Annotated in this window: 6 protein-coding genes; 2 read left to right on the top strand and 4 right to left on the bottom strand. The window is 57.0% G+C overall.

The window, feature by feature from the left end; all coding sequences use genetic code 11:
- The first annotated feature begins 35 nt into the window (after window positions 1-35).
- Both EAW52_RS11545 and EAW52_RS11540 read left to right on the top strand, forming a co-directional pair.
- Window positions 36-3,206: an efflux RND transporter permease subunit gene (locus EAW52_RS11545; protein WP_122042500.1), complete on the top strand. Its 3,171-nt coding sequence runs from the start codon at window positions 36-38 to the stop codon at window positions 3,204-3,206.
- The gene (locus tag EAW52_RS11540; protein WP_122042499.1) at window positions 3,203-4,594 is read left to right on the top strand and encodes an efflux transporter outer membrane subunit; all 1,392 of its coding nucleotides are present in this window, start codon (window positions 3,203-3,205) and stop codon (window positions 4,592-4,594) included. The genes EAW52_RS11545 and EAW52_RS11540 overlap by 4 nt, the downstream gene beginning before the upstream one ends.
- Window positions 4,595-4,668: 74 nt before the next feature.
- Here EAW52_RS11540 and EAW52_RS11535 read toward each other — a convergent pair whose 3' ends face one another.
- The 4 genes from EAW52_RS11535 to EAW52_RS11520 are packed head-to-tail and all read right to left on the bottom strand — an operon-like array spanning window position 4,669 to window position 13,710.
- Window positions 4,669-6,168: an efflux transporter outer membrane subunit gene (locus EAW52_RS11535; protein WP_122042498.1), complete on the bottom strand. Its 1,500-nt coding sequence runs from the start codon at window positions 6,166-6,168 to the stop codon at window positions 4,669-4,671.
- Window positions 6,165-9,293: a multidrug efflux RND transporter permease subunit gene (locus tag EAW52_RS11530; protein ID WP_122042497.1), complete on the bottom strand. Its 3,129-nt coding sequence runs from the start codon at window positions 9,291-9,293 to the stop codon at window positions 6,165-6,167. Before EAW52_RS11530 ends, EAW52_RS11535 begins: the two co-directional genes overlap by 4 nt.
- On the bottom strand, window positions 9,290-12,433 hold the full coding sequence (locus EAW52_RS11525; protein ID WP_019365597.1) for an MdtB/MuxB family multidrug efflux RND transporter permease subunit: 3,144 nt from the start codon (window positions 12,431-12,433) through the stop codon (window positions 9,290-9,292). Before EAW52_RS11525 ends, EAW52_RS11530 begins: the two co-directional genes overlap by 4 nt.
- Entirely contained in the window at window positions 12,430-13,710 is a 1,281-nt protein-coding gene (locus EAW52_RS11520; RefSeq protein ID WP_122042496.1) for an MdtA/MuxA family multidrug efflux RND transporter periplasmic adaptor subunit, read from the bottom strand. Before EAW52_RS11520 ends, EAW52_RS11525 begins: the two co-directional genes overlap by 4 nt.
- Between the last annotated feature and the right edge of the window lie 204 nt (window positions 13,711-13,914).

The following is a 13,914-nucleotide window of genomic DNA, read 5'->3' as shown; positions in this document are numbered from 1 at the left end:
TGCCCTGTTGCTCGCGTTTACAAAGGAATGGTCCGATGAACTTCTCACAGTTCTTCATCAAGCGTCCCATTTTCGCGGCCGTTCTCTCGCTGATTATCTTGATCGGCGGAGCCGTCTCGCTCTTTCAACTTCCCATCAGTGAATACCCGGAAGTCGTGCCGCCCACGGTAGTGGTTCGCGCCACCTTCCCGGGTGCCAACCCCAAGGTTATCGGCGAGACCGTGGCAGCCCCGCTGGAACAAGCCATGAACGGCGTCGAGCACATGCTCTATATGTCGTCCCAGGCCACTGCCGACGGCAAGATGACCCTGACCATTACGTTTGCCTTGGGCACAGATCTGGATACGGCGCAGGTACAGGTGCAGAACCGTGTCACCCGTACCCTGCCCAAGCTGCCTGAAGAAGTGCAGCGTCTGGGCGTAACCGCTGACAAGGCCTCACCGGATCTGGCCATGGTGGTGCACCTTACCTCGCCCGATGAGCGCTACGACATGCTGTACCTGTCCAACTATGCGCTGATCAACATCAAGGACGAGCTGTCCCGCCTGGACGGTGTGGGTGATGTCCAGCTGTTCGGCATGGGCGAGTATTCCCTGCGTGTGTGGCTTGACCCGAACAAGGTGGCCTCCCGCGGCCTGACGGCAACAGATGTCGTCAATGCCATTCGTGAGCAGAACCGCCAGGTTGCGGCAGGCTCTCTGGGCGCCCCGCCCGCGCCCAACGCGAACAGCTTCCAGCTGGCCATCAACACCCAAGGCCGCCTGGTCAATGAGGAAGAGTTCGAAAACATCATCGTTCGAGCCGGCGCAAATGGTGAAATCACCCGCGTGAGGGACATTGCGCGCGTTGAATTGGGCTCGAACCAATACGCCCTGCGCTCGCTACTGAACAATAAACCCGCCGTCGCCATACCGATCTTCCAGCGTCCAGGCTCCAACGCAATCGACTTGTCCAATCAGGTACGGGCGAAAATGGCTGACCTGAAGAAGAGCTTCCCTCAGGGTATGGACTACTCCATCGTTTATGACCCTACGATCTTCGTCCGTGGCTCCATCGAAGCGGTCGTGCATACCCTTTTTGAAGCCATCGTGTTGGTTGTGCTGGTTGTGGTGCTGTTCCTGCAAACCTGGCGCGCTTCTATCATCCCGCTGGCAGCCGTTCCGGTTTCGCTGATCGGCACGTTCGCCTTGATGCACTTGTTCGGGTTTTCACTGAACGCGCTGTCCCTTTTCGGGCTGGTATTAGCAATTGGGATTGTGGTGGACGATGCCATCGTGGTCGTGGAAAACGTCGAGCGGAACATTGGGCTGGGCCTCTCTCCGGTTGCCGCAACCCAGCGAGCGATGCGGGAAGTAACCGGTCCTATCATCGCTACCGCGCTAGTGCTGTGCGCTGTGTTTGTACCCACCGCCTTTATTTCCGGATTGACGGGACAGTTCTATCGACAGTTCGCCCTGACCATTGCTATTTCAACGGTCATCTCAGCCTTCAACTCGCTTACGCTCTCCCCTGCACTGGCAGCCGTCCTGCTCAAGGGACACGATGCTCCTAAGGACCGCTTTTCGCGCTTGCTGGATCGCCTGCTGGGCAGCTGGCTGTTCGCGCCATTCAACCGTATGTTCGAAAGAGCCAGTCACGGCTATGTAGGCGTGGTTGCACGTGTGCTTCGCCGCGGCTCGATTGCGCTGGTGGTCTATGCCGGTCTGATGGCGCTGACGGTGTTTGGGCTGACGAACACGCCTACAGGTTTCGTGCCGCAACAGGACAAGCAGTATCTGGTCGCCTTTGCGCAGCTGCCTGACGCTTCTACGCTGGATCGTACCGAAGACGTCATCAAGCGGATGTCCGATATCGCGCTCAAGTATCCGGGCGTGGAAAGCACTGTGGCGTTCCCGGGACTCTCTATTAATGGGTTTACCAACAGCCCCAACAGCGGCATTGTCTTCGTGACACTCAAGCCCTTCGAAGAACGTAAGGACCCGAGTCTGTCAGCCAACGCGATTGCAGGTGCACTTAACGGCAAGTTCAGTTCGATTCAGGATTCGGTCATCGCGATCTTCCCGCCTCCGCCAGTTCAGGGCCTGGGTAGCATTGGCGGTTTCCGTGTGCAAGTCGAGGATCGAGGCAACCTGGGCTACAACGAGTTGTTCGCCCAAACGCAGAATATCATTGCGAAAAGCCAGAACGTGCCGGAACTGGCAGGCCTGTTCTCCAGTTACCAGGTCAACGTTCCGCAAATTGATGCCGATATTGATCGTGAGAAAGCCAAAACTCATGGCGTTGCGATCAGCGATATCTTCGATACGCTACAGGTCTACCTGGGCTCGCTGTATGCCAACGACTTCAACCGCTTTGGCCGTACTTTCCAGGTCAACGTACAAGCCGATCAGCAGTTCCGCCTTGAAGCCGATCAGATCGGCCAGCTGAAGGTACGTAACAACCTGGGCGAGATGGTGCCGCTGTCTACCTTCGTGAAGGTAAGCGATAGCGCAGGTCCCGACCGCGTGATGCACTACAACGGGTTTATCACAGCCGAAATCAACGGCGCCCCGGCACCCGGTTACAGCTCGGGCCAGGCACAGGCCGCGCTGGAAAAACTCATGAAGGAAGAGTTGCCCAATGGCATGACCTACGAGTGGACCGAGCTGACCTACCAGCAAATCCTGTCGGGCAACACGGCCTTCCTGGTCTTCCCGCTGTGCGTGCTGCTGGCCTTCCTGGTGCTTGCTGCCCAGTACGAAAGCTGGAGCCTGCCGCTTGCCGTTATTCTCATCGTACCAATGACGCTTCTGTGCGCTATCACAGGTGTCATCCTGTCCGGGAGTGATAACAACATCTTTACCCAGATCGGCCTGATCGTCTTGGTTGGCCTGGCCTGCAAAAACGCAATTCTGATTGTGGAGTTCGCCAAGGATAAACAGGAAGAAGGCATGGACCGTGTGGCAGCCGTACTGGAAGCATGCCGGTTGCGTCTACGTCCGATCCTGATGACCAGCTTTGCCTTCATCATGGGCGTGGTGCCGCTGGTGACGTCTACCGGTGCAGGTGCCGAGATGCGTCATGCCATGGGCGTTGCGGTGTTCTCCGGCATGCTGGGCGTGACCTTCTTCGGCCTGTTGCTGACTCCCTTGTTCTATGTACTGATCCGCGCGTTCGTCGAGCGTCGCGCTGAGCGCCGTATCGCCGCACAGGAGGTGCTGTCATGAGAATATTCGTTCCAAGCCTATTGGTCCTTGCCTTGAGTGCCTGTGCGGTCGGTCCGACCTATCAGGCACCGCAAACCGAACCGGCTCATCTGCAGAGCGCGGCGGGCAGCCAATATGATCACTCCCGTTTCCAGGCACAGTGGTGGCAACAATTCGAGGACCCCACCCTTAATCAGCTGGTGGCGCGCTCGATTTCCGGCAACCGGGAGCTTCGCGTGGCCTACGCCCGGCTGCGCTCGGCTCGTGCCCTGCGTGATGACACGGCCAATGACCGCTTTCCTGTTGTGACCAGTCGCGCCAGTAGCGAGATCGGCAAGGCGCAGCAGCCGGGCTTCACCGATAAGCGTACAAACAATGAGCGTTATGATCTTGGATTAGACATGGCCTGGGAGATTGATCTCTTCGGCCGGATCCAGCACCAACTGGAAGCCAGCGATGCTCAGGCAGACGCCGCGCAGGCAGAACTCAATCAACTGCAGGTCAGCCTGATTGCAGAACTGGTAGACGCCTATGGCACGCTCCGCGGTGCCCAGCTGCGCGAGCATATTGCGCAGGAAAACCTGAAGAATCAGCGGGCCTCCCGGCAATTGACCCAAACCCTGGATGAAGCAGGCGTAGGCAGCCAGCTGGATGTCTTGCGGGCTGATGCACGCCTTGCGGCCACCGAGGCGACTCTGCCGCAACTCCAGGCAGAAGCGGCGCGGGCAAAGAATCGGATAGCGACCCTGATAGGCGAACGGCCTGATGCGATGAGCATTGACCTTTCACCCAAGCCATTGCCTGCAATTGCCAAGGCGCTTCCCATTGGTGACCCGGCCGAGCTGTTGCGCCGCCGTCCGGATATCCAGGCAGCCGAACGTCAGCTGGCAGCCGCAACCGCGAATGTCGGTGTAGCTACTGCAGATCTCTTCCCACGAGTTAGCCTGAGCGGCTTTCTAGGGTTCACCGCGGGGCGGGGTTCCGAGATCGGCTCTTCGGCCGCCCGCGCATGGGGCCTGGGTCCTACCCTGAGCTGGCCAGCCTTTGACTTAGGTAGCGTTCGCGCACGCCTGCGTGGGGCCAAGGCAGATGCCGAAGGCGCCCTGGCCAACTATGAGCAGCAAGTGCTGCTTGCCCTTGAAGAAAGTGCCAATGCCTTTAGCGACTATGGTAAACGTCAGGAGCGCCTGGTTGCACTGATTCGCCAGTCCGAAGCCAGCCGCGCAGCAGCCGAGCAGGCAGCGATCCGCTACCGTGAAGGCGGGTCGGACTTCCTGGTATTGCTGGATGCAGAGCGCGAGCGACTGGCGGCGGAAGATGCCCAAGCCCAAGCGGAAGTTGAGCTCTACCAAGGCATTGTGGCGATATATAAATCACTAGGCGGCGGTTGGGAGATCCCCAACGTCTGATCCTTCGGTTAGGGGCGACGATGTCGCCCTGGCCCGCGGCTTTCCCTGCTCCTTGGGCCGCGGGCTTTTTCTTGTTACGGCTCACTCCTGGCGAGCGGATCCTGCTGAAGCTCAACGGCATCCCAGCCACCACCCATTGCAGCAATCAACTGAACGCTGGTAACCAGACGACTACCCAACAACGTCAGGTTGGTGCGTTCGTTGTTTAATGCTGTGGTTTGCAGCGTTACTACGTCAAGATAATCGATCAGACCTGCACGGTACTGATTCTCTGCCAGACGCAGCGACTCCCGCGCCGAATCCAGTGCCTCCTGCCTTACACCGGACTCCTGATTAAGAACGTCCAGCTCAACTAGGTAATCTTCGACCTCCTTGAAACCGTTGAGTACCGCCTGACGATATTGGGCAACAGTCTGATCATAAGATGCTTCGGCCTGCTCGACCTGTGCACGGCGTGCACCGAAGTCAAACAATGTCAGATCGAATGCTGGCCCGATGGACCAATAACGGTTAGGGGTGCTGACCAGATTACCCCACTGGCTGTTTCGATAACCGCCCGAGGCTGTCAGGGAAAGCGTCGGGTAATATGCCGCCTTGGCAACACCGATCTGGGCATTGGCAGACATTACCTGCCGCTCGGCCTGAGCAATATCCGGACGACGCTGCAACAGCTCGGACGGCACGCTGGCAGGGATGCCGGGCACGGTCGGTACTGTCTCCACTGCCGCTAGACTGAACTCGGATGGCGGAACACCAATCAACACAGCAATCGCATTTTCCAGCTGCGCACGCTGGTACTTGAGGTCAATGGCATCCGCCTGGGTACTTTTGAGCTGGGTCGTAGCCTGGGCAACGTCTGAACGCGTAGTCATACCGGCGCGATACTGGTTTTCGGTGACCCGTAGTGACCGCTCATAGGCCTGCACCGTAGCATCCAGGAGCCGTTGCTGGGCATCCAGAACCCTCAATTGCAGATAGTTCTGGGCCAGCTCCGATTGCAGACTCAACTTGGTAGAGGCCAACTCGGCCACGCTGGCTTGCGCCGATCCTGTTTGGGATTCCACGCTGCGGCGAATGCTTCCCCACAGGTCAAGCTCCCAGCTGACACCAAGACTGGTGGTGTAGCTGTTGGAAGTAGTGGCGCTGCTGGTGCCTTGTGGCAATGTGACGGTCGTTCCTGTTGACGTCTGATACTGATAACTCGAACTGCTTCCACCGCCCTGCCCCGAGCGTGTTGCGCCAGCGCTTCCGGTTACCGCGGGAAGGAAGGAGGCGCGTGCTTCGCGTACCAGAGCGCGTGCCTGGCGATACTGGGCTTCATACTGGGCCAGTGTCTGGTTAGAGTTCTCCAGGCGTTGCATCAGACCATCAAGGGTGCTGTCTCCATACACCTCCCACCATTGCCCCCGCTTGGTGGCATCGCTGGGCTTGGCCATCTGCCAGCCTTCAGCATGCTTGAATGCGATGGGCGTAGTGACCTGGGGTCGCTGGTAGTCCGGGCCCACCGTACAGCCGCCCACGACTAAGGCAAGGGCAAGTCCCAGGTAATGGGGACGAGCTGAAAACGACATCATGATGATTTCTCCATGGGCGCATGCGTGCGCGAGCCTGCTCGGCGTCCCGCCCAACGGCGGTTGAACCAGTGTCGCAGACGGTCCAGATACAGGTAGATAACGGGAGTGGTATATAACGTCAGCAACTGACTGCCAATCAAGCCACCAATGATGGTGATCCCCAGCGGCCGACGCAGCGGCGCATCACCGCCCATGCCCAGAAGCAAGGGCAAGGCGCCAAGCACTGCAGCCAGCGTGGTCATCATGATTGGTCGGAAACGTCTGACGCAGCCATCCAAAATCGCCTCGCGAGGCGCCAGCCCCAGACGCCGCTCGGCATCCAGCGCAGAGTCCACGATCATGATGGCATTCTTCTTGACGATCCCAATAAGGAGGATTACGCCAATAAGTGCGATCAAAGTGAACTGCGTATTGAAGAGCTGCAGCGCCAGCAAAGCTCCAACGCCCGCCGAAGGCAGCGTCGACAGAATCGTCAGTGGATGGATATAGCTTTCATACAACATACCCAGCACGATATATACCGCAACCAGGGCAGCCACAATAATCAGGGGCATAGCGCTCTGGGACTGCTGCGCCATGCTGGCATTTCCCGCAAACGCCGTCTGTAATCCAATCGGAAGCTTCAAAGGTTTGATCGCGTCACGGATCGCATCCCTGGCCTGACTGATACTTACATCAGGCGCGAGATCGAAGGAAAACGTCGACGCGGCAAACTGACCGTCATGGGCAACCCGCAGCGGAGCGTTACTGAACCGATAACGAGTGAAGCTGGAAAGCGGGACACGATTACCCTCGCTGGTGACCACATACACCTGGCTCAGGACGTCTACGCTCTGCCTGTACTGATCACCCACACCCAGCACAACGTGATATTGGTTGCGGTCCTCGTACATAGTCGAGATTTGCCGCTGCGAGAACGAGTTGTTCAAGACGGCATTGATCATCTCGATGTTGACGCCGTAACGGCTGGCCGTGTCGCGATCGATGTCCAGGGACAACTCAACTCCTTTGTCTTGTGAATCACTGTTCACGGAAATGATCTGCGAGACCTTTCGAAGAGCAGCCTCGATCCGTGGATTCCAGGTACGCAAAAGCTCTAGGTCGTCACTTTTGACCGTGAATTGATAAGCACCATTTCCTTCCCGCCCTCCGGCGCGAAAGTCTTGTGACGCCACCAGGAAGAGGTTGGCACCAGGCACCTGAGCTGCCGCGGCTTTGCGCAGCCGCATGGCGACGGTCTCGACTGGATCGCGCAGGGAGATATCCTTGAGCGTAATAAAAAATGACCCGCTATTGGTGGATGAGCCGCCAGGCCCTCGACCTCCGGTAAAGCCCAGCACATTGTCGACCGCCGGATCGGCCATGAGCACTTTCCGATAAGCCTCCATCTTGCTCTGCATCCCACTGAAGGAGATTCCCTGATCTGCCACAGCATAGCCACGCAGGCGGCCGGTATCCTGATCCGGCAGAAAACCCTTGGGTACTACGGCATACAGGTAAAAGTTGAGCGCAATCGTGGCGATCAGAATCAATAGCATGAGAAACGAGTGATCCAACGCCCAGGCAAGGCTTGCCCGATAATACCGGGACATTGCCGCAACCAAACGACTTGTCTTTTGCTCTACAGGCGTTTCCTTGCGGGGCCGGTGCGCCCTGAGAAGCCTGGCGCACAGCATCGGCGTAAGCGTCAGCGATACGACCATCGACACCAGAACGGCAACCGATAGCGTCACTGCAAACTCGCGGAACAGGCGACCGATAATGCCCGTCAGCAACAGAATCGGCAGAAAGACCGCCACCAGCGACAGGCTCATGGAAAGAACCGTGAACCCTACCTCGCGCGCGCCCAACAACGCGGCCTGATAGGGCTTCTCGCCCTCTTCGATCCGGCGGGCAATATACTCCACCACCACAATGGCATCGTCGACCACAAACCCGGTACAGACGATCAACGCCATGAGCGACAGGTTATTGAGCGAAAACCCGCATAGATACATCACCGCAAAAGTGCCCACCAGAGAAATTGGTACGGCAATGCTGGGGATTAACGTCGCACGAATGTCCCGCAGGAACAGGTATACCACTAGAATGACCAGGGCGATGGAAATGATCAGCGTAAACTCGGCTTCATGCAGCGAATCACGAATGCCGGGGCTACGGTCATCCATGATGCTCAGCGTGACGTCCTTACCCAATGTCTCCTGTAGCGTTGGCAACTGCTCCCGGATACCGTCGATGGTTTCGATGATATTGGCGCCGGCCTGCCGTGAAATCAGAATGAGCACCGCTGGAGAATTATTGGAGAAACCAAGGTTGCGGGTGTCTTCGACTGAATCGGTAATGGTGGCTACATCGTCCAGTCGCGCTACTTGCCCATTACGGGTACGAATGATGAGCGGTTGATAGTCACTCGCTTTGTTCAACCGGGAATTGGCGTCAATTTGCCAATGCAGATCGCCGTACTCAAATGCGCCTTTGGGCGAATTGGAATTGGCCGCATTGATTGCGGTACGAACATCGTCCAGAGATAAGCCATAATGGTTGAGCGCATCCGGGTTCAGATCAATCCGCACGGCAGGCGACGAACTGCCGCCTACGCTGACCTGACCGACACCTTTGGCCGAGGCCAATTTAAGGGCGACCGTATTGGATGCCAGATCATAAAGCTTGCCCTTGTCCAGCTTATCCGACGTGAGCGCCAATACCATGATAGGCATATCGGCCGGATTGATCTTACGGTAGGTCGGATTGCTGGGCATTCCCGTGGGCAACGAAGGCACCGCCGCATTGATGGCAGCCTGAACCTCACGCGCGGCACCGTCGATGTTCTTATCCAGATCGAACTGGATAATGATGGTGGTACTGCCCTGAGAGCTGGTAGACGTCATTTCAGTAATCCCTGAAATACGTCCCAGTGAGCGTTCCAGAGGCGTGGCTACTGAAGAGGCCATGGTCTCGGGACTGGCTCCTGCCAGCGTGCCGCTGACCACAATGGTAGGAAAATCCACCTGTGGCAGCGGTGCAACCGGCAGCAAACCGAAAGACAGCCAACCGGATAGCACGATAGCCAGCGTCAACAACAAAGTCGCAACCGGTCGCCGGATGAACAGTGCCGAAAAATTCATCGGATTTCCCCGGAGAAATCCAGGTTATGCCGATAGCGCCAGCGGTTGAATCGTGTGGCTAACCGGCCAAACGCCAGGTAAATGACCGGAGTGGTAAACAGGGTCAGCAGCTGGCTAACCAGAAGACCGCCTACCATCGCAATACCCAGCGGCTGGCGCAGCTCGGCGCCTGCACCACTGGCCAACATCAATGGCAAGGCGCCCAGCAAGGCAGCCATGGTAGTCATCAGGATCGGCCTGAAGCGCAGCAGACAGGCTTGGTAGATAGCCTCCTCTGGTGTTTTACCCTCTTCCCGCTCAGCTTCAAGGGCAAAGTCGATCATCATGATGGCGTTCTTCTTAACGATACCGATCAGGAGAATGATGCCGATGATGGCCACCATGCCGATGTCCTGCCCGGCAATCCAGAGTGCCAGCAACGCTCCTACCCCGGCCGAAGGCAGCGTCGATAGAATCGTGACGGGATGGATAAAGCTCTCATAAAGAATTCCCAGCACAATGTACATGGTGACCACTGCGGCCAGAATTAGCAGTAGCGTACTCGACAGGGAAGACTCGAACGCCAGCGCTGCACCCTGGAAATGGGTATCAACAGTTGCCGGCATTTTGAGATCCTGCTCCGCCTGACGAATCGCTTCCACAGCCTCACCCAGCGATACACCCTTGGCCAAGTTGAAGGAAACTGTCGCGGCGGGTAACTGCCCGGCATGGTTGATCGCCAGAAGGGTATTGCGTTCCTCTACATGGGCGATGGCCGATAGCGGCACCTGCCCACTAGTTGTAGTAGTCGTGCCGTTAGTAGTGGTCGTCGTAGAGCTTGGCACGTAGATCTGCGTCAGCGCCTGCGGTCCCAGCTGGAACTGCGGCCCCACTTCCAGTACGACCCGGTACTGGTTGGACTGGGTAAAGATGGTTGAAACCAGGCGCTGACCAAACGCATTGTACAATGCGCTGTCAACATCGCTCAGGCTGACGCCCAGCCGAGACGCGTTATCCCGATCAACGCTGATATAGGCCTGCAGGCCGCGCGGTTGCAAGTCACTGGCGACTTCCGTCAGCTGCGGTAGCGTCTGCAAATGCTCGACCAGCTTTGGAACCCAAGTCTTGAGCGTTTCCAGGCTAGAGTCGACCAGGCGGAACTGGTATTGCGTACGACTAACCTGATCTTCCACGGTCAGATCCTGTACCGGCTGCAGATAAAGCTTCATGTCAGGCAAATCGGCCATCTGGTCCTGAAGGCGTGTAATGATTTCCGAGGCAGATACATCTCGGGCATCATGAGGCTTTAAGTTGATCAACATGCGCCCGGTATTGAGGGTCGGATTATCACCATCAACCCCAATAAACGATGACAGACTGTCGACCGCAGGGTCCTGCATGATGATCGAAGCCAGCGCCTGTTGCCGCTTGGCCATCCCTTCAAAGGACATGCTTTGCGGGCCTTCGGAAATTCCCTGAATCAGGCCTGTGTCCTGAAGCGGGAAAAACCCCTTCGGCATGAAGAGATAAAGCACCGCGGTCAGCACCAGCGTACCGATGGCAACCATCAGTGTTAGCGGTTGATGCCGAAGAACCCAGCGCAAACCTGTAGCGTATCGTTGAATCATTCCGTCGATAACGGCTCCGGCCTTGCGCGAGAATGCGCTCTGCTTGTCTTCCGGAACATGACGCAACAGTTTCGCGCTGAGCATCGGTGTGAGGGTCAACGAAACCACGCAGGAAATCAGAATGGAGACAGCCAGCGTAATGGCAAACTCACGGAACAGTCGCCCGGCAATGTCACTCATGAACAGAAGCGGGATCAGTACAGCAATCAGCGAGAAGGTCAGCGAGATGATCGTGAAACCTACCTGCTTTGAGCCTTTGAGTGCAGCCTCAAGTGGCGATTCTCCCTCCTCCAGATAGCGGGCAATGTTTTCGACCATGACAATGGCATCGTCAATGACGAAGCCGGTAGCGATCGTCAGTGCCATCAACGACAGGTTGTTGATGGAAAAGCCAGCCAGGTACATAACCCCAAACGTACCGACCAACGACAACGGCACAGCGACACTGGGAATCAATGTCGCCGAGATGTTGCGCAGGAACAGGAAAGTCACCATGACCACCAGTCCTATAGCCAGCACCAGTTCGAACTGAACATCACGGACCGATGCCCGGATAGTGGTTGTGCGATCCGTCAGCACCATCACATCCAGGTTTTCCGGCAAGGTCTCTTGAAGGGTTGGCAGTAGCCGCTTGATCTGATCCACAACCTGAATGACATTGGCGCCGGGCTGCCGCTGAACGTTCAGAATGACGGCAGGAGTGTCGTTGGCCCAGGCAGCCAGCTTATTGTTCTCAGCCCCATCGATCGCCAACGCAACGTCTTTCAGCCGTACAGGCGCACCGTTCTGATAGGCGATGACGAGGTTTTTGTACTCATCGGCTGATTGCAGCTGATCATTCGCATCCAGTGTCGATGAGCGTGTCGGTCCGTCAAAGCTTCCCTTCGGCCCGTTCTGGTTGTTGTTAGCGATGGCGGTCCGCAGGTTTTCCAGACTCAAACCATAGGCCGCTAATGCAGTAGGATTGGCCTGAATCCGAACAGCAGGACGCTGCCCGCCAGATAGGCTAACCATACCGACGCCACTGACCTGAGCAATCTTCTGCGCCAGGCGGGTTTCCACCAAGTCCTGAATCTTGGGCAAGGGCAGGCTGCTGCTGGTGACTGCCAACGTCAGAATCGGGGTATCGGCCGGATTGACTTTGCTAAAGATCGGCGGCTGCGGCAGGTCGTTGGGCAGCAGGTTATTGGCGGAGTTGATCGCCGCCTGTACTTCCTGCTCCGCCACATCCAGATTACTGTCCAGACTGAACCGCAGCGTTATGACAGAGGCGCCTCCAGAGCTGGTGGAAGACATCTCCTCCAGCCCAGGAATCTCCCCTAACTCTGACTCCAACGGCGCGGTCACGCCTGAGTTCATGATTTCAGGGCTAGCTCCCGGATAAAGGGTCTTGACCTGAATGGTGGGATAATCAACTTCTGGCAGCGAGGCTACAGGCAACAACCGGTAAGCAATAATACCGGCCAGCAGAACAGCGACCATCAATAAGGTGGTCGCTACCGGCCGAAGGATAAAAAGACGAGACGGGTTCATTCACCGGCTCCGCCGCCTAACGTGGCCTCATTGGCGTCCGGATCTGACTTGGGCGCAGTTTCCGTAATAGGCTGAGTAACCTTGACTGTCTGGCCGTCACGCAGGCGGTCGAGTCCTTCTGTCACAACAGTTTCACCGGCATTCAGGCCTGAGCGGACCTCTACTTGCTCGCCCTGTATCTCGCCCAGGCTGACTTTGCGCGTTGCAACCTTATTGCCTTCGCCAACGACGAAGACGTAAGGCCCTTCGTCGTTACGTTGAATGGCCGAGATCGGAATGACAATGACATCGCTCAGCTCCAGCGCATGCAAGCGGACATTAACGAACTGATTGGGAAACAGCGACTCATCCTGATTATCGAAGCGAGCCTTGAACTTGACCGTGCCCGTGCTGGTATCGATCTGGTTGTCCACCGTTACCAACGTACCCGTTGCCAGAACCCTGTTTCGCCCGCGGTCCCATGCCTCTACGGCCAGCGGCTTTCCGGTCGCCATTTGGCGACGCACCGTGCTGAGCTGATCCTCAGGCAGGCTGAATGTCAGGGCAATAGGCTTGGTTTGGGTAATGGTTACTATCGGCGTAGTGTCACCGCTAGCCACCAGATTACCCACGTCCACCTGACGCAGACCCAACCGGCCGCTGATGGGAGCCCGTACTTCGGTAAAGGTCAGGTTCAGTCTGGCATCGGCTACCTGCGCTTCGCTGTTCTTGACGGTTCCCTGATACTGAGCAACCAGCGCCTGCTGTGTATCCAGTGTCTGCTTGGCTACTGAGTCTTCCTTGAAGAGCTGGCGATAACGCTCCAGATCGATCTGTGCATTCTTCAGCTGAGCCTGATTCTCCTGCAAGGTGCCCTGGGCTTGTGCCAGCGCCGCCTGATAAGGCCGCTGATCGACGACAGCCAGTACGTCCCCGGCCTTCACCTCCTGCCCTTCAGTAAACAGTACCTTGGCCAACTGACCGTCGACACGGGCATGAACTTCAACCGTGTTGTAGGCCGTTACCGTGCCCAATGCATTGAGGTAAACCGAAAGCGTCGTTTTTTCGGCCTTTCCAGTGCTCACAATCATGTCTGTTGGAGCCATGGAACCACGGCGTCCGGCTCCAGCCGGCCCTTTCTGCTCAGTTTGAGCAGCGTTACGACCGGAAGGATCCGCCTGTTCAGGCGATTTACCTAGAAAATGCCATGCAGCTACAGCGCCAACCGCTACTACCACAACAGCAATCAACAAAGGAAATTTGGAGCGAGAAGGTTTGGAATTGAGGGAATCGCTCATGAACGCCACAGCAATAAGTTTCGGAAAGATAACGGTAAGCCGCAGCCTTCATCAGGCCAAGCGGATTTACGCGTTGTTTACATACAGGATTGAATGGTGCGGAGCAGCAAGCAATACACTGCCGCCAGAATGTCATAAGAGTATGACGGAACGTTGGATTCTGCCTTGCCTTGTTACATCTCGAAGCGCATCGACTTCATGCAT

The organism is Pseudomonas sp. LTJR-52, from assembly GCF_003691465.1.
GTDB classification, from domain to species: domain Bacteria; phylum Pseudomonadota; class Gammaproteobacteria; order Pseudomonadales; family Pseudomonadaceae; genus Chryseomonas; species Chryseomonas luteola.
The sequence above is the reverse complement of the archived record's forward strand: the minus strand, read 5'-3'. Positions and strand labels throughout refer to the sequence as shown.

Coding starts and splice junctions, on each gene's coding strand:
- EAW52_RS11535 (WP_122042498.1), bottom strand. CDS start 6,168: ATGATGTCGTTTTCAGCTCGTCCCCATTACCTGGGACTTGCCCTTGCC.
- EAW52_RS11520 (WP_122042496.1), bottom strand. CDS start 13,710: ATGAGCGATTCCCTCAATTCCAAACCTTCTCGCTCCAAATTTCCTTTG.
- EAW52_RS11525 (WP_019365597.1), bottom strand. CDS start 12,433: ATGAACCCGTCTCGTCTTTTTATCCTTCGGCCGGTAGCGACCACCTTA.
- EAW52_RS11545 (WP_122042500.1), top strand. CDS start 36: ATGAACTTCTCACAGTTCTTCATCAAGCGTCCCATTTTCGCGGCCGTT.
- EAW52_RS11540 (WP_122042499.1), top strand. CDS start 3,203: ATGAGAATATTCGTTCCAAGCCTATTGGTCCTTGCCTTGAGTGCCTGT.
- EAW52_RS11530 (WP_122042497.1), bottom strand. CDS start 9,293: ATGAATTTTTCGGCACTGTTCATCCGGCGACCGGTTGCGACTTTGTTG.